Raw genomic sequence first — 21,702 nt, 5'->3', positions numbered from 1 at the left:
GGAAAATCTAACAATCACATCCTGTTAATCCTGAACTCGTTCCCAGACTCCGGCTGGGAATGGGAGTTTGAGGCTCTGCCTCAAATACAGTGAATATAATGGAGGCAGAGCCTCCTGTGGGCATTCCCCGGCAGAGCCAGGGAACGAGGGATTAACATCACCAAAGAAACTCCCTACAACCCTTTTAATAAACCCATTATTTTTTCAGAAAAGGCAGTATTCCCTTGAGCCTTGAACAATTGCGCTGCTCGTTGCAGGTCTTCTCTGGCTTTTTGTTTGTCACCAAGTTCATAATAAACAACTCCCCGGTTGGTGTATGCGTTGGCATAGTTAGGATTAATCTTGATAGCTTGGTTGTAATCATCTATTGCTCCTGGCTTATCTCCTAATTCATCACGGACAATTCCCCGGTTGTAGTAGGCTTGGGCTAAGTTAGGATTAATCTTGATAGCTTGGTTGTAATCATCTATTGCTCCTGGCTTATCTCCTAAATCATTACGGACAACTCCCCGGTTGTTGTAGGCTAGGGCATAGTTAGGATTAATCTTGATAGCTAGGTTGAAATCTGCTATTGCTCCTGGCTTATCTCCTAATTCATAACGGACAATTCCCCGGTTGTAGTAGGCTAGGGCTAAGTTAGGATTAATCTTGATAGCTTGGGTGTAATCATCTATTGCTCCTGGCTTATCTCCTAAATCATCACGGACAATTCCCCGGTTGTAGTAGGCATCGGCATAGTTAGGATTAAACTTGATAGCTTGGGTGTAATCATCTATTGCTCCTGGCTTATCTCCTAAATCATCACGGACAATTCCCCGGTTGTAGTAAAATCCTGCACGGGGACTGAATTCAATGGCTTTATTTATCGCTGCTGCTGCTTCTCTATATCTTTTTAAATTACTTAAAACTCCCCACTTCTCATTATACAAATTAGGATTATTGGGCTGGAGTTGAATGGCTTTATCTATGGCTGCTAAGGCTTTATCCAGTTGGTTTGATTTTCGATAAACTACACTTAAATAATTCCAAGCAGGAACAAAATCAGGTTGAGATTTCACCGCTTGCTGTAATGCAGTTATAGCTTCGGGATATTCTCCACTCTCAAATAATGCCAAACCCTTACCATAATAAGCTAGGTGAATAAACTTTGGTTTTTGCTTAATTGCTGCGTCAAAAGCCTGTATTGCTTCTGGATAACGACCTAACCGCCACAGTTGATTTCCCCTTTCTAACCATTGACTGGCGGTAGTATTGCCTTGGGAAACATCTACTGATAAAATCGCTGTTTGAATAGACTTAACTTCTTGTTGATTTAGTTCTGGTGTTGGGGTGGTTTCTATCTTTTGTGCTTGAGTATTCAGTCGGGTAGCTAATGCCAAAAATGTACTCACCGGAATACCCAAACTATTACCTAATTGGATATTTCCGCCACTACTACTATTATTATCAATAGCAGCCTCTCCCTCAGTTCTGCCATGAATACCTATTACCCGCCCTTGGGAATCTAAAACAGGTCCTCCACTCATACCGCCAAAGGTGATACTACTATAAACTAATTCATATCCTCCTGTTAAAGAAACTGCTGCTTTAGCTGTACCCGAACTGTTATTGTTAAAATCTGATTGGGTAGTTTGTAATAATCCTCTCTCCTTACTATAAATCTGTCCCAATGTGAATCGCCAAGGTGATTTTTCTCCTAACCTGGGATAACCCGCCGTGAACATATATTCATCATCTTGTATGGGATAATTTGCTAAAGTCGCAACTTGATAATTTTCCCGACTGGTGAATTTAACTACTGCTAAATCTACCCCCTCTTCTAATTTAATGGTGCTGGGTTCTACGGGATATTGTTTACCATCTACTGTGACGATTTTATAGGTATTTGGCTCACATAGTCCTACTTTATCTGGTGGTTTACAAACTACATGAGCAGCAGTTAAAACGGTGTAAATATCTCCTTCTTTAGCAATAATAATTCCTGAACCATTAGCACCGCTACTGCTATCAATTTTGACGGTAATTTGTTTAGCTTTTGCTTCTAATTCTCCTAACCAACCTGTTAATGGTACTTCTGCTATTGTCTGTTTAATATCTGGTATAGGTAAATTATAAGCGGTGAGAACTTCTGGTTTTACCTGACCTAAAACGGTTTTAATAGGTATTCCCCAACTCAGTTTTCTAAATTCTTGAATTTCTGTATTTGTCGGGCGTTTTCCGTTGGTATAAGTATAAGCAGAATTGGACCAAGGATAGGAACTAATGCCATTAATTCCTATTAAATTTCCTGTATTACTAATAATTGCACCACCACTCATTCCCGGTTGAATATCGCTAGTATAGCCAATTTCATAACCATCTTTTAAACTGGGTTGAGAAATGATTTGTTGTATTTTTCCTGTTGTTAATACTAATTTATCCTCAGATACAGCATAGCCTGCGGACATAACTGGTGTTTCTAAGTTAATATCAAAAGAGGCGATTCTCTCAGCAATTTCTGATGGTAAACAATATTTTTGATTAGATGTAAATTCTACTATAGCTAAATCGAATTTATCAAAATTAGTATCAGGTAAAATTTTACCTGTATATTTTTGACCATCGGCTGTGATAATATTGATATTATTAATTCTTCTGACAACGTGGGAATTAGTAACTACTAAATAAGAATTATCTTTTCTAGCGAAAATTGTCCCGGAAGCGCCTCTTTCTTTGTCTCTGACTCTAACTGTAATTTGTTTAGCAATGGTTTGTAATTGTGGGTCTGAATAAATACCGTTTTCTGGGTCTGCTGGTTGTAATTTGCACCTTTGCGAGGTCTGTGTAAGTAGTTTTGTTGTCTTGGTTTGGGTTTCTATAGCTGACACTGGATAAGGTAGCAGCAGTAAGCAGGAGATAATGGCGATTTGACGTTTCATGATTAGTTAAATAGTGTTTTTATTAGTGGTAATTTACCCCCCTTAATCCCCCCTTTACAAGCTACGGTGTACACACAAGTCTTCTATAGTTGCCCCACAACGTTTAGATCCCCCCAACCCCCCTTAAAAAGGGGGGCTAAATTCTTCAAAGTCCCACTTTTTAAGGGGGATTTAGGGGGATCGGATCACGTTTAGCATCCTGTCTAGAGATGTGTGTACACCGTAGCCTTTACAAGGGGGGCTAAATTCTTCAAAGTCCCCCTTTTTAAGGGGGATTTAGGGGGATCGGATCACGTTTAGCATCCTGTCTAGAGATGTGTGTACACCGTAGCCTTTACAAGGGGGGCTAAATTCTTCAAAGTCCCCCTTTTTAAGGGGGATTTAGGGGGATCGGATCACGTTTAGCATCCTGTCTAGAGATGTGTGTACACCGTAGCCTTTATAAGGGGGGCTAAATTCCTCAAAGTCCCCCTTACAAAGGGGGATTTAGGGGGATCAGATCCCACAGGAAAAAGTTTTCAAATAACCTCTTACTTAAACTCCAAATTCAAGGGTGTAAATGACAATTTGAGTATTGGGAATTGGGGTAATTTACGTCCCGCACAGAACCGTTCTATAAAACTTACCCAAAATTACCAAAGTCTAGACACATCTGGACAGCGATAACCTTAGTGTTTACTTCCTGCTTCATCACGGTCTTAGAATGGCTTCTAAGAGGTTTTTCCACTCGACAGACAATCTCGGTAGAACTTACCGTTTCTGACCGTAGTTCCTAAAAGGAACCGCTACGCTACAGGGATAAAAATATCCGCAAACCATCGGTCAATGTTCCGCGCTGCATTTAAGTCCCTATCGGCTTTATAGCCACAATCAGGACAAACATAAACGCGGTTTTTTAATGGCATTTTATGACGATGATTCCCACAGTTAGAGCATATTTGAGAACTGGGGAAGAACCTATCCACAAGGATTAATTCACTCCCGAACTTCTCGGTTTTATACTCTAACTGTCGTTTGAACTCATACATCCCACAATCGGCGATAGCACCCGCTAATTTGTGGTTCTTCAAAAATGCCTTAACGTGCAAATCCTCTAGGTAGAGTCGAGGAGGGATATTATTCCCTGCCCCTCTCTGTTAAATCTGGGCGTGCAACTTTCACTGCACCCAGCTTCCGATGTTCTTAGCTTTCGCTTTTGCTGATATGAATATAATCGTGGCAGCTTTCATGAATTGCTAGAAGGTTTTTAGGTTTACCATTCTTATGGTTTCCATCTATATGATGTAAATGTACCTTCTCATCACTGAGCATTTTTAAACCACAATGACCACATTTATGGCTTTGCCGTTTGAGGGCTTTAGAGGTATGGTTGTCATAGAGCTTGCTGTTACGCTCGCTCCAATAACTCAAATCTCCGTCATAGGGTGATTTCTCACCTTTAACGTTGATGTATTTGTTTTCGGAGTAAGGAACTGATGGAAACGCTTTATCTAGTAATTCCTTGCTAGTGTAGCGATTCTGTTTGGTTTCCTTGTTGAATACCCTGTAAGCTCTGTGTTGAATGTGGAATAACGAGTTGCGTGACCCTTTCATCTTACAAAAGCGGTGGTAGTTCCTCCAACCTCTAACTACAGGGGCTAATTTCTCAGCCTTAGTGATAGCACCATAATTCGAGTTGTTGACGATGTGTTTTACTTTCTTGCGAAAAGCTTTGAAGTTATCCACTGATGGAACGCATTTAAACTTCCCGTTTTTCTGGACTTTAAAGTGCCAGCCGAGGAAATCAAACCCACCTGTCGCGGCGGTTAGCTTGGTCTTTTTCTCACTGACTTTCATTCCCCGCTCTGCTAGGAACTGACTGATTTTGTCAAGTATAACGGTAGCATCGTCTTGAGGTCTAAGTATTATCACCATGTCATCCGCATATCGGACTGATGGTTCTATTACGTTGTTTCCGGCATCTTTATATCTGTGGATACTTTCGATGCCGTTTAAGGCGATGTTAGCTAATAGTGGACTTACTACCCCGCCTTGAGGTGTTCCCTGTTCTGGGAATTGAGGATTAACTCCGGCTTTGAGACAGCGGAATATTCCCTGTCTTATGCTATAAGGAGCGATGAGTCTATCCATGATGGCGGTGTGGTTTATCCTGTCGAAGCATTTTTCGATATCGAGTTCTATAACTCGTTTATCTATTCCTTTTCGTGTAGAGCATAGGTTGTTGTACAGGTATTTCTGTGCGTCATGCGCTGAACGACCCGTCCTAAACCCGTAGCTCCTGGCGTGAAAGGTTGCTTCGTGTGCTGGTTCTAATGCGTATTTGACAAGGCATTGGTAAGCTCTGTCTGCAATAGTGGGGATTTTCAGCATCCTCATAGTACCGTCCTTTTTGGGGATTGGTATTTCTCTTAATTCCTGGTGTTTCCAGTTGCTAACAGATGCTTTTAGCAGTTCATTAAGCTCGAAGCGTTCCTTAAAGGTAAGGGACTTTTTGCCATCAATTCCTGCGGTCTTTTTCCCAGCGTTTAGCTGTGATACTTGACGAATAGCCAGTAATCTTGCTGCGGTTGATTTCAGAATCAGCTTCTGTAGTGACTGCGCTTTCCGCTTGTCTCCAACTTGAACCGCTTTATACACTCGTTTTTGTAGGCGGAATAAGTTACGGCGGAATTGCTTCCAGGGTAACGTCTTCCAAGATTCACTAGAGTTTTCTCTGTGTCCAATCATGCTCTGCTCCAATTTGTGTATTCTGAACACCTCAGACCAATTACGGTCTGTCCTACCCGAATTGAAGGGATTCCGCTGCTCGTCCAGCCTACTTATGGGGTTCGACCGCCCCTAGACCTTCAATCCGTTTTTATTCGTTCCCTCGGTTGATTAATAGTTCCGTCAGGTGTAGCCATTTCAACCACTGGATTCCCTGGACTCTGACCGCTATTTAAAAAAGATGCGGCGGGATTTCGCTCCAGTGAAGTCAGGTTTTTGAGTTGTGTCCTGCTTGCGTGTAGGTTGCTTTTCTAGGCTCTGTTTCACCGTGGGAACTCCCCATTAACGCCAAGTGTCACCCCACAACGGATGTCTGATTGCGTCCTGTTCCCAGCTTCACCCTCTAGAAACCGAGTCTAGTCAGTGTGGGCAGGTAGGGAGTCATACCTGAGTCTGGTAGATGGGACTTGCACCCATATCAGACCGAGAGTTCAACCTTTCTCCTTAATTGGGTTAGGTTGGTTAGTTTATGTACGGACTGATTACCGTGATTCAACTAACAACGAATCGCACTCTTTATCACGCTGTGGTTTTTAGCTAGATAGTAGGTTAATTTGTGTATGGAATCCTTGCGAATATTAGAAACTTTGGCGTGTAATTTAGCCAATTTTCTTACAGCTTTCTTGCGATTATTAGACCCCTTCACCTTTCGGCTAACGCTACGCTGTAAGCGTTTCATGCGTTTACTCATGCGGCGGTAGGCTTTAGGATTCTCGAATACTTCACCATTACTGCAAACGGCTAACTCAGTAAACTCAACGAGGTTGTCGCCAACCCCGTTGGTCTTCAAAACCGTGCTTGAGACTTTCACCTCACACGGCTCCTCAATGATTTGGTGCTTGTCACGCATACCTCATTACCCATTTGTCCGCGACTTTTTCAAGTTTTCTGGTGGGCTTAGGCTCGGCACTATTACAGCCAGATTTTATGCCAGGATTGCCATCATTGGCTGTCTTTATGTCGTGGCAATGTCTGTGTAAAAGTTGAAGATTTTTATACTCATCCTTACCACCTTTCGATATCGGGATGATATGGTCAACTTCCATCACATCGTCTTCACGGAAAAACATTCCACAGTGGGTACATTTCCCTTTTTGCTTTTTCAGGAGTTTTGATACTCTGGTTGGCATTTCTAGGTTATTACCCATTCTTGAACTCCAGTAAACCAGATTTCCGTCGTATGGTGACGATTCGCCTTTGACTTTCACATGACGCACTATTGGTGTGTCGGCATGGTTTATTAACCGAAGTGGGGTTAAACCTTCCTTCCTGGTTGCGAATACCCAGTTATCACCGTCTATGGATTGCCAATACCTTTTTGACACCCATTCCCCGTTCTTTTTGGGGTGGCGGCGTTTTGCCCAAGAGCTTAACTTTTGGTACGTGAGGTCATCTATATCTGAGAAAGCAACCTTACTTACCGCAGTCGCGTAGTAGTTAGCCCATCCCCTAATAATTGGGTTTAAACGGCTAATTAGCGCCGCCTGCGGTGCTGCCTTGTGAGCCTCGATAACCCTAGCGATTTGTTCGTAATGTACCTTTTGCTTCTGCTTGCTTGGGGTGATGATTGTCTTAAATCCCTGCTTTGAGTGATACTTTCCTTGTGGAAATTGTTGTATCGTAAAACCGAGGAAGTCAAACCCTGGTTTTTCTTGCTCGTACTGTGTGAGAGTATGGGCGAGTCTCGTCTTACTGGGATTTAATTCTAAACCCATGCCTTTTAACCATTCAGAGATAATCTCTTTACATCTTTGGACAACGGTTAGGTTTTCGTGGAGAATCACGAAATCATCGGCGTATCGGATTAAACTTAGGCTTCTACGGTTATCCCGTTTACCATGACTACTTCGGGTAGGCAAGGTTTCTGCATACTGTTTAATCCGTTCTTCCATCCCGTGGAGGGCAATATTTGCCAATAATGGAGAAATAACACCTCCCTGTGGCGTACCCTCGGATGTTGGAAACATTTGCTTACCGTCCATCACTCCCGCTTTTAACCATGCCCGGATTTGTCGGCGGATGGTGGGGAATGTATTTAATTTTATTAGCAGTGCTTCCTGGTCGATGCGGTCGAAACACTTTGCAATATCTGCGTCTAGTACGTATTTAGGCTTGAGCCTAATTGCACTAAATATTGCCTCTACCGCATCTTGGCATGAACGTCCGGCTCTGAACCCGTATGAGTTAGGTTCAAATCGCGCTTCCCATTCTGGCTCTAGTGCCAGTTTGACTAACGCTTGCAAGGCGCGGTCTTTCATTGTAGGTATGCCCAAAGGTCGCTTCTCTTCCGTTCCAGGCTTAGGAATCCATACCCGCCTGGTTGGGCTGACTATTGAACCCAAGTTTAAGTTACCAGTAAGTTCTAAACGTTGCTTTGGAGTCAGCGAATTAACACCGTCTACCCCTGCCGTCTTTTTCCCCTGGTTATCCTGGGTAACTCTACGAACCGCTAAAGCTCTTGCTGACCATGACCTCATCAGCGTCTTTTGGAGTCTGCGATATGCTTTCACATCACCACGGACAGAGGCTTGATAAATTCTCTTTTGGAGCTTATACACGCTACGCTCTAGCTTGCGCCAGTTAATAGAGTGCCATTCCACCATCAGTTGTTGAGACTGTGTATTAGACATATATACTCACTACTAGGGACTTTATCATCCAAATCACCGTAAATCTGTCAGCATATTCTGGGCATTACCCCAGACATTCGCTTCTGACTTAATCTCTCCTACTCGCTGCATACGGTTAGCACCTACTCAGGGATTCGACCACCTGAGAGCATACGAGAGGTTATCTCGTTCCGAATGACCATACTATGTACCTTTAGAGTGATGCTGTTCGCCGGGTTTATAGGAAGTGCTTGTTGGTCAAATCAAATCTTGCCAACTCCTTATCCTGTGCCTTTTGGCTCCAGCGCATTAAGCCTTATTTCGCTGGTTCATCGTAACGACGATTCAATCGCATCTTCAAGCCTGGGCTTTACTCATGGGTACTTTGCTCGATGCTTACCGACTTAGGCTATCAGTAATAACACCTTTTCTCCTCGCTTCAGGCGTTGATAGCTAGTCTCAAACCTGGGGGTGATGCTTTCACCGTTGCACCTACGGGGTAAGATTTGAGGGTTCTAGGATACTGGCTCTCACCTACATGGTCATTCAGTTGTCAAGGTTCATTACCTTGCGGCTAATCCCCCTAATCCTTTACAGGATTGGTTTCTAGCCAACGATTCGCACTTTGATTCCAATGTCAACGCCGATGGTCGGTCTATCTGCAAGTATGGGAGGTTTTTCAATCTCGTACTTGACAGAAATAAACCATTTATCAGCTTGTCGGGAAATTACACAGTTATGAGTTGCGGTAATTGGTAAAGGTATGGCTAATCGTACCCAACCGATTGACGGTAATTTAATTCTTTTACCATCGTTTTTAATTAACGGTTTCGCCTTAGTCCCTGACTCTAAATAAAAAGAATCGTGCTGTCCTTTTTTCTTGAATCGGGGTTGTTTCGATGTCTTTCTGAAGCATCGGTCCCATGCTTGGCGTAAGTCAGTTAACGCCTTTTGTGGGACATTTTTGTTAACTTCGTAATACCAAGCGTGTTCAGATTTAACCTCGGCGACTAACTTTTTATGCAAGTCAATCGCTGATGGTCAGAGGGAACAGGGAACAGGGAACGGGCAACAGGGAACAGGAAAAACTCATGTTTAAAAACATGAGATTGAAATAATGACACTGTTATATTATAGTAAGTATACCAACGATTAAGGTTAATGTCAATGAGATTTGAGAAAAATAATAAACTTGGTGCTAAAAAAATCCTCAAAGCTGAGTTAGACGCTCAACCAATTTGTTTTAAAGGTCGGAAAGGACAGAGGGTAAAAATTAAAACCGTCCCTAACTGGCAACAACGGTTAAGGGAATTTGTTGATCAATTAATTGAAGACTTGGACAAACAGTAATATATGGATAGTTATGGGTAGAAATTATCAAACTGTTTCTACCCCCCAATCTCAAAACAAAAACAACCCCCAAATTTGGAGGTTGTGAATTTTTATTTTTAAAACAAAACTGATTATTTTATGGACATAATACAAACGGAAGCTAGAAAAGCAGCGATAATGTAAAATACAGCCACTACTTGCAATTCTGACCAACCAGTTAATTCTAAATGATGATGTAAAGGAGCCATTTTAAATAATCGCTTACCTTTGCCATCTGGTCCTTTTGTAGCTTTATAATAACCAACTTGTGCCATCACAGAGAGGGTTTCCACAAAGAAGATACCACTCAGGATAAACAGAGCCACCAAGCTATTTGTTAACAGTGCAACCGCAGCTAAAGCGCCACCCAGGGCTAAAGAACCGGTGTCACCCATGAAAACACTAGCCGGGTTGCGGTTATAGGCTAAAAAGCCTAAGCAACTACCGCTGACAGCAGCACAAAAAACCATTAAGTCGGGGGAAGTTGGCGCAATGATCACACCTAATGCGAAAATAGCGATCGCCACTGTTCCCGCTGCTAAACCATCAATCCCATCTGTTAAATTAGTAGCATTGCTCTCTGCAACCAGGACAAATCCGGCTACAGGCCAGAACAACAGTCCCAAAGGTAAGGATAAACCCACCCAAGGTAAATGGATATTAGTTATACTAAAGTCACCTTTAAACATCAACCAGGCGCAAAATACAGCCCCAAAGATAACTTGCAAAGCTAACTTCATCTTCGGAGAAATTCCCTTGTTAGACTTCCGACGTAAAATTTGCCAGTCGTCTATCCAACCAATGAAACCGTAGCTGAGAGTTAAAGCCGAAACCGCCAGGACATTTTCAGAAAAATCCGCCAATATACAAGCAATTATCACCGCTACAGGGATAAAAAATATACCTCCCATAGTTGGTGTTCCTGCCTTTTTGAGATGTGCCTGGGGTCCATCTTCCCGGATAATCTGCCCCGTTTTCAGCCTTTGTAACAGAGGAATCACCCACTGTCCCAGAATTGTCACACCCACAGCAGTCAATAAAAAAGGTAGGGTGAGGGAAATAGGATACCAAGGGGTTCTATGCCCCATGCTATCGAAAATCAAGGCTGTTGCACTCAGTACCAAGGCCAGCAAGGAAGCCAAGCCAATTCCCGAAAAATTCAAACTTTGGTTAGGAGATAATTTAGCGTCCACAAAAAAAATTCCCTTCACTCCACACTTTAAAAAACCTAAATAAAACCATAGAGACTGTTTTTAGCTGATAGTTCGCAGTATTTTGGGAACTAGTACAGCACCGCCTCAATAAACTAACCATTCTCAATCGCCAAAAAGCTTGCTTAATATTACTTTTGACTTTTGATTTTTGACTTCCGCCCTGCGGTGCTAGTCATCATCAACAGGTGTATCATCGTCATCATCATAATCAATATCACCAATTCCGTCGTCTGCGCCCAGAAAATCGGATATTACTTCTACATCTTCCCGCGAGTCGGTGTCATGGATATCACGGGCTATCAATCTGCCACTCAGCCGCAACCAGTCCAACATAGAGGACTCTTGTTTTAAGGGAATAACTGATGCTCGCTGATTTCGGGGGGCTTCACGGAGGGGAGAATCTAACATATTAACAATCACACACGAGGGTTTATATAACTAGACACTAAGAGTCTATCATACTGACTTGATACGAGTTAATTTATTCCTTCATACAGGTCTTTAACTGCTGAATCCGAATCAAAGAAAATTTTCATTTAATTACCGAACGGTAGTCAAAAAGGCATTATTCATGAATTGTCTGGTTATAGACAAAGAACATTAATATTTTATTAATGCTATTTCATCATGTAAACTCTCTTGAGGCATTGGGTAATGATAGGCAAATCAACTCTTATTGATCTAATTGTTGGCACTAATCGCGGTTTATTAGCAAGTCAGCCACAACAACAAGCTATTTTAGCAGCGATCGCCAACCTAGAAGACTTTAATCCCACGCCACGACCATTAGCAGCTAGTAATTTACTAGAAGGTGACTGGCGACTACTATACACCACAAGCAAAGCCTTATTAAACATAGATCGTTTACCCTTTTGTAAACTTGGTCAAATTTACCAATGTATTCGGGTAGAAAGCAACAGTGTTTATAACATAGCTGAGATTTATGGCATTCCTTTGTTCGCAGGAGTAGTTAGCGTTGCTGCTAAATTTGAACCAGTATCCCAACAGCGTGTGCAAGTAAAATTCCAGCGTTCTATAATTGGTTTACAAAGCCTAATTGGCTATACGACACCGGGAAACTTCATCCAACAAATTGAATTAGGCAAAAAATTTACCGCTTTTGATTTTCCCATTCAAAGTGAACAACAACAAGGTTGGCTAGATATTACTTATATAGATAATGATCTCCGTATAGGTAGGGGGAACGAAGGTAGTGTTTTTGTATTAAGTAAGACATAGAACATTTTGCCAGGAGTGTTTGGGAATGAACTTACCCTATTATGGGTAGTTTGTCAAGAAGTCAAAGAGAAGATTAACAACTCATTACCCATGAAAACCCAGCAATTTGACAAATAACTTAACAAAACCACAAGCAAATACCTTGAGGTTGTAGAGTGAAAACAATCAGCCCTACTTTAACGGCAATTCATACTTCAAAAGGGAAGATCCATCATGGTTCAACGTGGTTCTAAAGTACGTGTTCTCCGCCCTGAGTCCTACTGGTTTCAGGATCTTGGTACAGTGGTTTCTGTTGACAAAAGCGGGATTAAATACCCTGTAATTGTTCGCTTTGACAAAGTTAACTACTCTGATCTCAACACCAACAACTTTGCTGTAGATGAATTAATTGAGGTGGAAGCACCTAAACCCAAAGCCGCAGCCAAATAAATAGTCAAGCATCAAGGGGATTGTTTAATGGAATAATAGGAGGAGATATCAACGTCAACAGCTTGATCAATTTCCTCTGTTTGACCATACCTTCCCCTAAAAATATTATTTGCTTGAATGCCTGAACTGCCTGAAGTTGAAACAGTCCGCCGGGGTTTGAATCAATTAACCCTGAGTCAAGAAGTGACGGGAGGGGATGTGTTGCTACAACGTACCATTGCCTACCCGTTTTCTGTTGATGAATTTATTGATAAAGTTAAAGGGAATACTATTGCTACCTGGCATCGTCGTGGTAAATATCTCTTAGCTGAACTTTCCTCATCTTCTCCCAGTTATTTAGGAGTTCACCTCCGCATGACCGGTCAGTTACTTTGGTTAACCCAAGATCAACCTTTACACAAACACACCAGAGTCAGGTTATTTTTTGGGGAAAAGCAAGAATTACGCTTTGTTGACCAGCGCACCTTCGGGCAAATGTGGTATGTTCCTGGTGATGTAGCTGTAGAAAGTATTATTACAGGTTTGGCAAAATTGGCAGTTGACCCCTTTTCCCCAGAGTTCACTGTGGCGTATTTTGCCGATAAATTAAAAAAATCCCGTCGTCCTATTAAAACTGGATTATTAGATCAGTCAATGGTGGCAGGATTAGGTAATATTTATGCAGATGAAGCTTTATTTAAAAGTGGGATTTTACCAACTACTCTCTGTACAGAATTACAACTTCCCCAAATTGAACTTTTACGAACGGCAATTATTCAAGTTTTATCAGCGAGTATTGCGGTAGGTGGAACGACTTTTAGTAATTTCTTGAGTGTTAAAGGTGTTAACGGTAATTATGGCGGTGAAGCCTGGGTTTATAACCGCACTGGAGAACCTTGTAAGGTTTGTGGTAATGTGATCGGGCGAATTAAGTTAGGTGGGCGTTCTAGTCATTTCTGTTCTCAATGTCAAAGTTAAGTAGGGTTTGCTGAAAAAGTTGCCTGTGAGGGCAGGGAACAGGGAACAGGGAACAGGGAACAGGAAGAGAGTTTTGAGTGATTTTACGTTTCTTTACACAGTTTGGTTTTATTGTGTTCACCTACTTAGGGACTTCCAATTAAAAAAATACCCAAAAATTTCTTGTGGTGCGGGACGAATTGCCTGCTAATCATCAAGGACGGGCAGGACTTGTGCTGAGCTTGTCGATAGCGTAGCGTGGCGTTAGCCATAGTATGCCCATCCCACAAAATTGGGTAATTTATTTTTTGGTGTTCACCTACTTAGGGTTTGCTGATAGCATAGCGTGGCGTTAGCCATACTCCTGAGTGGGCGCAGGCCCTGCGCCCCTACCTCCTGATAGCGTTCACGTAGTGTGCCGTATGCCTGCGGGAGCCGGAGGCATCAGGCGTAGCGTGGGGTTAGTCATACTTCTAGCCCTCACAGACAACTTATTCAGCAAGCCCTACTTAGATGCCGCTATATTTGAATGGTGCGGAAAAAATATGATGTTTGATTAATTAGTCGCACTTCGGCATATACATTGACTACATACCGCTATATCATGCGATTGATTCCCATTTAATCTCAGATAAATTAAGTTTATGACATCTACCATTTCCATTAACGACAGTCAGCGGTTAGGACTTGAACCTCTAAATATTCCCCACCGTCTCCTATTGGGTCCAGGTCCTTCTAACGTCCATCCAGCCATATTACAGGCGATGAATACCACACCTGTAGGGCATTTAGATCCGGCTTTTTTAAACCTCATGGATGAGATTCAATCTCTGTTGCGTTACGCATGGCAAACAGAAAACCCCCATACTATTGCTGTCAGTGGCACGGGTACAGCCGCTATGGAAGCCACGTTAGCTAATTCTGTAGAACCGGGTGATGTCGTATTAATTGGGGTAGCTGGTTATTTTGGTAATCGCTTGGTAGATATGGCGGGTAGATATGGGGCAGATGTGCGAACTATTACTAAACCCTGGGGACAAGTTTTCAATTTAGAGGAAATCAGTGCCGCAGTTGCTACCCATAAACCGGCAATTTTGGCTTTAGTTCATGCCGAAACTTCCACCGGCGCACGTCAACCTTTGGATGGTGTGGGTGAGTTGTGTCGTCAACATGGCACATTGTTGTTAGTAGATACTGTTACCAGTTTAGGTGGTGTTCCCATATTTTTGGATGAATGGGGCGTTGATTTGGCTTATAGCTGTAGTCAAAAAGGGCTGGGTTGTTCTCCAGGTGCGTCACCGTTTACCATGAGTGGGCGGGCAATGGAGAAGCTACAGAAGCGTCAATCTAAGGTGGCAAACTGGTATTTAGATATGACATTGTTGGGGAAATATTGGGGGAGCGATCGCACATATCACCACACTGCACCAATTAACCTATACTATGGATTACGGGAAGCTCTACGTTTAGTGGCAGAAGAAGGTTTAGCTAGTTGTTGGCAACGTCACCAAAAAAATGTCGAATATCTGTGGGAAGGATTGGAAGACATGGGTTTAAAAATGCACGTTGAAAAAGAATACAGATTACCAACTTTAACCACTGTTTGTATTCCCGAAGGAGTAAATGGTAAATCAGTTGCTAGGCAGTTATTAATTGAGCATAATATTGAGATTGGCGGCGGTTTAGGTGAACTTGCCGGTAAAGTTTGGCGTGTAGGTTTAATGGGTTTTAATAGCCGTCCTGAAAGTGTAGATAAGTTGATAGCTGCACTAGGAACAATGATCTCTAATAATTAGTTTTCCATAGGGGCAATGCCCCCGTGCTTGCCCCATTCGATTTACAGCAAATTGTCATCAAACCCGGAACAAGAACCCCACCCCCAACCCCCTCCAGTATCAAAAGCTTATCCTTTTCTTCCCCCCGCTGCGGGGGGATTTAGGGGGGTGCGATGAGGGGGCTAAGATGTACCTTATATTATATGATTGGAAATCGCTGTAGGCAACCACAGGAGGGTTGCCCCTACATTCACAAAACCTTTTCAGCAAACCCTCATTACTGACGCGCTTCTTAAACCTTGCACAGTAGAAATTACCTGTTGGGGCAACTTGATCAATTTCCTCAACTGTATTAAATCTCCCAATCCCAAATCGCACCGAAGCATAAGCTAATTGATCTGAATGTCCCAAGGCTTTCAACACATAGGAAGGGGCAATATTATTAGAAGAACAAGCAGAACCAGAAGACACAGCCACGACTGATTGTAACCCTAAAGAAAGTGCCGCACCATCTACACCTTCCACACTAATATTTAAATTTCCTGCTAATCGTTTTTGAGGATCTCCATTTATATAAATTCCCTCTACAATAGATAACTGTTGCCACAATCTTTCTCTTAATACTGTTAACCGTTGATTTTCTGTTTCTTGTTCGGTTATGGCAATTTCTACAGCTTTACCAAAACCGACAATTTGCGGTGTATATAATGTCCCAGAACGCATTCCTCTTTCATGTCCTCCCCCATGTTGTTGGGAAGCAAGTTTCACTCTGGGATTACGTCTGCGAACATATAAAGCCCCAATTCCCTTCGGTCCATAGACTTTATGGGCTGTAAGAGACATTAAATCAATATTCATCGCTTCCACATCTAAAGGGATTTTACCAATAGCTTGGGCTGCGTCTGTGTGAAAAATAATTTGCCGTTGATGGCACATTGCCCCAATTTCGGCTATTGGTTGTAAAACCCCAATTTCATTATTTGCAGCCATCACAGATACTAAAATTGTATCATCACGCAAGGCTTTTTCTAACTGATTTAAGTCAATTAATCCATCTTTTTTTACTGGCAAAATTGTAATATCAAAACCAAGACTTTTTAAATATTCGCAAGGATCTAAAACTGCTTTATGTTCCGTATTAATAGTTACAATGTGTTGACCTTTTGGGAAATAAGCTTCAGCAATACCTTTAATAGCTAGATTATTTGCTTCCGTTGCACCGCTGGTAAAAACAATTTCTTCGGGTGTCGCATTAATTGCGTCTGCTAAAATTTCCCGTGTTTGTTTAACAGCAGCTTCAGATTCCCAACCATAAACATGACTAATACTAGCCGCATTACCAAACTTTTCTGTAAAATAGGGAATCATAGCAGCCATTACCCTTTCATCAACGGGGGTAGTAGCATGACAATCGAGGTAGATAGGACGACTGGACATAATTAATTGACGATTAAGTAGGTTGGCGTTGAAAATTGTCGTTATGGCAAGGCAAAAGGCAAGAGGCAAGAGGCAAGAGTGAAGAGGGTTTGGGCGATTTTACGTTTCTTTACACAGTTTGGTTTTATTGTGTTCACCTACTTAATTCAAAATTTGACCTAGTTTTTTTAAGATTCGGAAAACTTGATAAAGTTCGTTTTCTCGCTTCAAAAGTGTAAATTGATCAGACAAAGCATATTGAGGTTGATTGATTTGAGAAAGTTTAAGAAAAATAAAATCACTGCCATTCATTACTAATCCAAACACGGGTTTTGTAGGTTGAGGATTAGCCAGCATATAAGTAAGTGCTTGAGGTATGGCTTCTAACAGGGAAAAAGTAGGTTTTTTCGACTCTATTACCAATAACCATAATTGTTGCTGGATAACTAAAACATCAATTCTGCCTCTGATAACTTCTTCTTGATCTTCGACGGCAATTTCTATTGATGATTCACTTCTAATCAAGAAAGGTTCATCATAAAATCCAGCTAAACTGAGTAAGGGAGATAAAACTACTAACTTTACTGTTTCTTCCGATAAAGGAGGATGTTTAACCAAGCGGAGAAAATGCAATTTTACTCTGTCTAAATATTGTTTTTCTAAATCAGAGATTTCTGGCAAATTTTCTAACCATTCAGTGAAGAATCCTTCATTGTCGGTTTGTTCTAGATCAAATCTTGCCTCTAAATAGGCAATGCCTATATTTTGCGCTTGGATGAATTGAACCATAATACAAATAATGGAATTGATATTCCTATTGTATAAGGTGAGAATATCTCGTTCCTAGTCTCTGACTAGGAATGCAATTGATGAGGCTCTGCCTCTAATATTATTGAAGGCAGAGCCTTCTAGAATTCATTCCCAGCCAGAGACTGGGAACGAGATGAATACTGCTGTTAGGACTTGAACCTAACCGTTGTTTCTTATGAGCCGGGATTTCTCCGTACTAGGATGCTTCAACACATAGATGTTTTTTTGTTCTTACTCACAATTTGATTGTAACATACCACAGGGATTAAAATCCCTCGTGTCCCTTATATCTCAGGTCTAAAGACACTGAGCTTTACGCTTACCGGATGCTCTTATAAAAGTTTAATTAGCAGCTAATTCCTGGATTTTCTTGAGTACAGATTCAGCATGACCTTTTGTTTTGACATTAGGCCAAATGTAGGCAATAATTTTATCAGGTGAAATCAAGAAAGTTGAACGAGCAACCCCCATATATTCTTTACCCATAAACTTCTTTAAACGCCATGCACCATAGGCTTCTATTAATTGATGTTCAGAATCAGTTAATAGGGTAATTGATAAATCATATTTGTCTATGAATTTACAATGGGAGGTTGCAGAATCTGGACTAACACCGATGATTTTTGCGCCTGCTGTGGTAAATTCTGAGGATAATTCTGTAAAATCTTGAGCTTCTGTAGTGCAACCAGGTGTATTATCTTTAGGATAAAAATAGAGGACTAGCCACTGATTTATATCAGCGAGATTCACTAGATTATTGTTTTGGTCAGGGGTAGAAAAATCCGGTGCAGGTTGGCCAATTTGGGGAATGTTGCTCATAATTAGAGGGCGATAAATTAGGGATAAGTGATAATTATAGCAAAATCATGCACTCACATTTGATTCAATTTCCCGTCTGCGAGGAACATCATAAACCATAAAATCATGAGCCATAATTGTTTTAGGAAAAATTGCTTTTGCTTCTTTAAGTAAATCTTTTAATTCAATAGTATTCCCTGGAGCGTAACGAGGGCTGAAATGTGTCATAATCAGTTTACGAACTCCTGCAATGTGTGCCGTTTGGGCTGCCATTGTAGTTGTAGAATGTAGCCTTTGAAAAGCCATTTCTGAATCTTGATGAGCAAACGTGGCTTCATGAATTAACACATCTGCATCATCTGCTAATTGCACTGCACCATTACAATAAACAGTATCTGTACAATAGGCAATTTTTCGCCCAATTTCTGTTGGACCACATAATTCACTACCATTGATTACTCTTCCGTCTGCCAGGGTGACTGTTTCACCGCGCTTGAGTTGTCCATAAATTGGACCTGAAGGAATTTCTAAGGCTTTGGCTTTTTCTATATCAAAACGTCCGGTTCTATCTTTTTCCGTGACTCTGTAGCCAAAAGCAGGAATACGGTGATGTAAAAGACCACAGCTAACTGTAAATTCATCATTTTCATAAATTACCCCCGGCTGAACGGTATGCACTTTAATGGGGTAGGAAAAATGGGTGTGGGAGTAACGAGAAGCGGCTTGTAAGTATTCGTTTAATCCCGATGGACCATAAATATCAATTTTGTCTACATTACCTGCTAAACCGCAACTAGCCAGCAATCCCATTAAGCCGAAAATATGATCACCGTGCATATGGGTGACAAAAATTCGGGATAGTTGGCTAACTTTTAAATCACTCCGCAAAATTTGATGTTGAGTTCCTTCTCCACAGTCAAATAACCACAGTTCTGCCCGTTGTGGCAATCTCAGCGCTACGCTGGAAACGTTGCGTGATCTTGTTGGTACACCTGAACTCGTCCCTAAGAATGTAATCTGCACGGTGTTTTTTAGCTTTCCTTTTGCTCAATATGATCCTTGATTCTCTATTTTGACACAGTAAGTAGGGTTTGCTGAATAAGTTGTCTGTGAGGACAGGAGTATGGCTAACGCCACGCTGCGCTATCAGGCAGGTAGGGGCGCAGGGCCTGCGCCCATTCAGGAGTATGGGAACAGGCAAGGGGGGAGAAGTTTTGGGCGATTTTACTTTTCTTCACATACCTTTAATTTTTTCTGTTAACCTACTTATTTGCACAGTCAGCTATTAAAGAAAAAGCGAAACATCAAGATTTTCTAATTTTCCTAGTTTTTATTGCCACCATGAAGAATTTTGTAAATGCCAAGATAACTCGCAAAGAGTACCTTGAGGATAAAGGGGAACTCGCCTAAATTTACCTTTAATTTGTTGTGCTAAATTTTTAAATTGTTTTGTTCCCCAACCTTCTTTTAATGGGTAAATCCCTAAACCATCATCTATAATGCTCAGAGTGTAAATCCCTTGATCTTCAACCCAGGAATAAGTAACTTGTAAACAGGTGATGCCGGTGGCGTGTTTACCAACATTACATAAGGCTTCTTCTAAAAATCGGCAAAGTCCTCGCTTATTTTCAATACTCAAACTGCTTTCATCTATAGGCTCAAAACTATGGATTTTTAGTTTGAGGGTTTTAAAACAGGGAAAATCCCGTTCTAAGGTGTAGGTATAAACTTGGTAGAGAATTTCATGTAAAGGGTTTCGCAAATCTATAACTACATTACTTCCTAAATAAAGGCTAGTATCTTGATTAAGAGTTTCTTGTTGCCAAAATTCATATATTCCTCGTAACTCTTGGTTCAATTCTTCAAGTTCTTTTTCTATAATAGGCAGCAATTTATTCATTGGTAAATCCTGCCCTTTAACTAATCTTAAAATTTTAGCTAGACTTTGCAGGGGTCCATTATGAATTGTTTCAAATGTAGTTTCAATCATGGTTTGACGAGCTTTGATTCCAGATTTAATTGTTTGATTATATTGATATAAAGACACGATACTGATGCCATTTACAACCATGACAAAAATTGCTGGAAACATGGAAAATGACCACCCCCAAGTTAATAAAAAATGACTAATCAATACTAGACTAAAAATAGTAATGATAACCTCTGATAACTTGCCTACAGAAACAAAATAAATTTCTTCCTGTAGTTTCTTCCAAAATTGAGTTTGCATAAGCTTTTATTCCAGTCTTAACACCTTAATGATGGAAAAAATATTATTGATTAGAGGATGTTTGAAAAGTATCAGAATTAATCGAGATCCCCCCCAACCCCCCTTACAAAGGGGGGCTAAATTCCTCAAAGTCCCCCTTTTCAAGGGGGATTTAGGGGGATCTGCGGGTGTCAGATCCCACACGAAAAAGTTTTCAAACAACCTCTTATACTAACTTTATTTGTTAGTTGATTAATCAATTAATCCTTCGGCTCTAGCTCTCATTTCCGTTTGAATACGGATATTTTTACCTTCTTCTGGGTAAATATTTAAAGCATCTTGTAACTTACTCCAATAATGACGTACCATGCGTTCAGATATGCACATATTTTTAGCAATTACTTTATCTTGTAATCCTTCTTCAAAGGCTAGATTCAGCACCTTCAACCATTCTGGTTTTACCTCTAAACCTGAATGAATTCCTTTGATATCTTTTGTATGAGTTAATCCCTGTAATGCCCAATCAACTCTAGTTAACATTTCCTGGGTAGGAAGACTTTTATCAGCGACAGTGAAGCCTCCTTTATGATTATCAATATAAGGACGAATGCGGATCAATGTTTTCACATGGGCGCTTTGAATAACAAGATTCAAATGGGAATAATTTTTCATCAAAACCTTAAGCAGTTGAATCCCTGTATCAACTTTCGCTGTAGTTTCCGGCTTCTCTGGTATGGAAAGATCCATAACTACTAGGTCAGGTTGGTAATTAATAACTTGCTCAAAAGCATAACTAGCATTTGTAGCCAGATTAAATTCAGCACCAGGATAGTTTTTTCGTAAAATTTCTACTGTCCCATTTAAAACTGACTCGTGGTCATCAATGACTATGAATTTTAAACATGATTTTTCTGATGGAATTTGTTGCATATCTAATAATTATCCCAATAGTTATACACCTGATCAATTTTGGTTGCTATCTACTACTATTAATTACTTTTTCCTAGATTCTCTTAGTTATAACTTATTGGCTATGGGGGGTGTTACCCCTCACCCTATGAAAAATATTAGAAAATACTGAGATTATGAAGTTGATGTATAACAATAATAAATATGTTTGTTTAACAATAATTTAGGATTAATCAGAGTTTTGACAGATATATTACCTGGTACTATAGGAGATATTAAGTAATAGAAAATGCTTATAAATAA

Annotated in this window: 18 protein-coding genes and 1 pseudogene; 5 read left to right on the top strand and 14 right to left on the bottom strand. The window is 40.9% G+C overall.

Annotation, left to right across the window (positions count from 1 at the left end):
* Positions 1-173 precede the first annotated feature (173 nt).
* From AA650_RS13950 to AA650_RS13920, 6 genes are all read right to left on the bottom strand, one after another.
* Positions 174-2,918, bottom strand: a complete 2,745-nt coding sequence (locus tag AA650_RS13950) for a tetratricopeptide repeat protein (RefSeq protein ID WP_053539470.1) — start codon at positions 2,916-2,918, stop codon at positions 174-176.
* Positions 2,919-3,703: 785 nt separating this feature from the next.
* Complete coding sequence (locus tag AA650_RS26540) at positions 3,704-3,988, bottom strand: RNA-guided endonuclease InsQ/TnpB family protein (RefSeq protein ID WP_233455509.1); 285 nt, start codon at positions 3,986-3,988, stop codon at positions 3,704-3,706.
* Positions 3,989-4,100: 112 nt separating this feature from the next.
* The gene (locus tag AA650_RS13935) at positions 4,101-5,645 is read right to left on the bottom strand and encodes a group II intron reverse transcriptase/maturase (protein WP_053537706.1); all 1,545 of its coding nucleotides are present in this window, start codon (positions 5,643-5,645) and stop codon (positions 4,101-4,103) included.
* A 535-nt stretch (positions 5,646-6,180) separates the two neighbouring features.
* The gene (locus AA650_RS13930) at positions 6,181-6,495 is read right to left on the bottom strand and encodes a transposase (RefSeq protein ID WP_234413182.1); all 315 of its coding nucleotides are present in this window, start codon (positions 6,493-6,495) and stop codon (positions 6,181-6,183) included.
* A gap of 31 nt (positions 6,496-6,526) precedes the next feature.
* Positions 6,527-8,314 (bottom strand): group II intron reverse transcriptase/maturase, encoded by a 1,788-nt coding sequence (gene ltrA, locus AA650_RS13925; protein WP_053537704.1) that lies wholly within the window; start codon positions 8,312-8,314, stop codon positions 6,527-6,529.
* Between the two features lie 585 nt (positions 8,315-8,899).
* Entirely contained in the window at positions 8,900-9,319 is a 420-nt protein-coding gene (locus AA650_RS13920) for a hypothetical protein (RefSeq protein WP_234413181.1), read from the bottom strand.
* A 141-nt stretch (positions 9,320-9,460) separates the two neighbouring features.
* Here AA650_RS13920 and AA650_RS13915 point away from each other — a divergent pair, with 141 nt between their 5' ends.
* A complete protein-coding gene (locus tag AA650_RS13915; RefSeq protein ID WP_053539468.1) occupies positions 9,461-9,643 on the top strand; it encodes a hypothetical protein in 183 nt (60 codons plus the stop codon).
* Positions 9,644-9,756: 113 nt separating this feature from the next.
* Here AA650_RS13915 and mraY read toward each other — a convergent pair whose 3' ends face one another.
* On the bottom strand, positions 9,757-10,857 hold the full coding sequence (gene mraY / locus AA650_RS13910; protein WP_053539467.1) for a phospho-N-acetylmuramoyl-pentapeptide-transferase: 1,101 nt from the start codon (positions 10,855-10,857) through the stop codon (positions 9,757-9,759).
* Between the two features lie 189 nt (positions 10,858-11,046).
* On the bottom strand, positions 11,047-11,286 hold the full coding sequence (locus AA650_RS13905) for a DUF3134 domain-containing protein (RefSeq protein ID WP_027400977.1): 240 nt from the start codon (positions 11,284-11,286) through the stop codon (positions 11,047-11,049).
* A gap of 246 nt (positions 11,287-11,532) precedes the next feature.
* Between AA650_RS13905 and AA650_RS13900 the strand changes: the two genes are divergently transcribed.
* From AA650_RS13900 to AA650_RS13880, 4 genes are all read left to right on the top strand, one after another.
* On the top strand, positions 11,533-12,117 hold the full coding sequence (locus AA650_RS13900; RefSeq protein WP_027400976.1) for a PAP/fibrillin family protein: 585 nt from the start codon (positions 11,533-11,535) through the stop codon (positions 12,115-12,117).
* A gap of 213 nt (positions 12,118-12,330) precedes the next feature.
* Entirely contained in the window at positions 12,331-12,546 is a 216-nt protein-coding gene (locus AA650_RS13895) for a photosystem I reaction center subunit IV (RefSeq protein WP_027400975.1), read from the top strand.
* Positions 12,547-12,663: 117 nt separating this feature from the next.
* Positions 12,664-13,503, top strand: a complete 840-nt coding sequence (locus AA650_RS13890) for a DNA-formamidopyrimidine glycosylase (RefSeq protein WP_053539466.1) — start codon at positions 12,664-12,666, stop codon at positions 13,501-13,503.
* A 623-nt stretch (positions 13,504-14,126) separates the two neighbouring features.
* Positions 14,127-15,278, top strand: coding sequence for an alanine--glyoxylate aminotransferase family protein (locus AA650_RS13880; RefSeq protein WP_053539464.1), 1,152 nt, complete (start codon positions 14,127-14,129; stop codon positions 15,276-15,278).
* 242 nt (positions 15,279-15,520) lie between these two features.
* Here AA650_RS13880 and AA650_RS13875 read toward each other — a convergent pair.
* From AA650_RS13875 to AA650_RS13850, 6 genes and pseudogenes are all read right to left on the bottom strand, one after another.
* A pseudogene (locus tag AA650_RS13875) lies at positions 15,521-16,694 on the bottom strand (IscS subfamily cysteine desulfurase).
* A gap of 141 nt (positions 16,695-16,835) precedes the next feature.
* Positions 16,836-17,462 (bottom strand): type I restriction endonuclease, encoded by a 627-nt coding sequence (locus AA650_RS13870; protein ID WP_053539463.1) that lies wholly within the window; start codon positions 17,460-17,462, stop codon positions 16,836-16,838.
* A gap of 363 nt (positions 17,463-17,825) precedes the next feature.
* Positions 17,826-18,302: a thioredoxin-dependent thiol peroxidase gene (gene bcp / locus AA650_RS13865; protein WP_053539462.1), complete on the bottom strand. Its 477-nt coding sequence runs from the start codon at positions 18,300-18,302 to the stop codon at positions 17,826-17,828.
* 45 nt (positions 18,303-18,347) lie between these two features.
* Positions 18,348-19,304, bottom strand: a complete 957-nt coding sequence (locus tag AA650_RS13860) for a ribonuclease Z (RefSeq protein ID WP_053539461.1) — start codon at positions 19,302-19,304, stop codon at positions 18,348-18,350.
* A 307-nt stretch (positions 19,305-19,611) separates the two neighbouring features.
* Complete coding sequence (locus AA650_RS13855; protein WP_053539460.1) at positions 19,612-20,511, bottom strand: histidine kinase; 900 nt, start codon at positions 20,509-20,511, stop codon at positions 19,612-19,614.
* Between the two features lie 231 nt (positions 20,512-20,742).
* On the bottom strand, positions 20,743-21,420 hold the full coding sequence (locus AA650_RS13850; protein ID WP_053539459.1) for a response regulator: 678 nt from the start codon (positions 21,418-21,420) through the stop codon (positions 20,743-20,745).
* Positions 21,421-21,702: the final 282 nt, after the last annotated feature.

It is taken from the genome of Anabaena sp. WA102 (assembly GCF_001277295.1).
Lineage (GTDB): Bacteria > Cyanobacteriota > Cyanobacteriia > Cyanobacteriales > Nostocaceae > Dolichospermum > Dolichospermum heterosporum.
This window is presented reverse-complemented; position numbering and strand designations above follow the sequence as displayed.

Excerpts from the sequence above, each read along its gene's own strand:
- AA650_RS13880 (WP_053539464.1), top strand. The coding sequence starts at position 14,127 with ATGACATCTACCATTTCCATTAACGACAGTCAGCGGTTAGGACTTGAA.
- AA650_RS13855 (WP_053539460.1), bottom strand. The coding sequence starts at position 20,511 with ATGCAAACTCAATTTTGGAAGAAACTACAGGAAGAAATTTATTTTGTT.
- AA650_RS13900 (WP_027400976.1), top strand. The coding sequence starts at position 11,533 with ATGATAGGCAAATCAACTCTTATTGATCTAATTGTTGGCACTAATCGC.
- AA650_RS13890 (WP_053539466.1), top strand. The coding sequence starts at position 12,664 with ATGCCTGAACTGCCTGAAGTTGAAACAGTCCGCCGGGGTTTGAATCAA.
- AA650_RS13870 (WP_053539463.1), bottom strand. The coding sequence starts at position 17,462 with ATGGTTCAATTCATCCAAGCGCAAAATATAGGCATTGCCTATTTAGAG.
- bcp (WP_053539462.1), bottom strand. The coding sequence starts at position 18,302 with ATGAGCAACATTCCCCAAATTGGCCAACCTGCACCGGATTTTTCTACC.
- AA650_RS13850 (WP_053539459.1), bottom strand. The coding sequence starts at position 21,420 with ATGCAACAAATTCCATCAGAAAAATCATGTTTAAAATTCATAGTCATT.
- AA650_RS13895 (WP_027400975.1), top strand. The coding sequence starts at position 12,331 with ATGGTTCAACGTGGTTCTAAAGTACGTGTTCTCCGCCCTGAGTCCTAC.
- AA650_RS13905 (WP_027400977.1), bottom strand. The coding sequence starts at position 11,286 with ATGTTAGATTCTCCCCTCCGTGAAGCCCCCCGAAATCAGCGAGCATCA.
- AA650_RS13935 (WP_053537706.1), bottom strand. The coding sequence starts at position 5,645 with ATGATTGGACACAGAGAAAACTCTAGTGAATCTTGGAAGACGTTACCC.
- AA650_RS13950 (WP_053539470.1), bottom strand. The coding sequence starts at position 2,918 with ATGAAACGTCAAATCGCCATTATCTCCTGCTTACTGCTGCTACCTTAT.
- AA650_RS13915 (WP_053539468.1), top strand. The coding sequence starts at position 9,461 with ATGAGATTTGAGAAAAATAATAAACTTGGTGCTAAAAAAATCCTCAAA.
- ltrA (WP_053537704.1), bottom strand. The coding sequence starts at position 8,314 with ATGTCTAATACACAGTCTCAACAACTGATGGTGGAATGGCACTCTATT.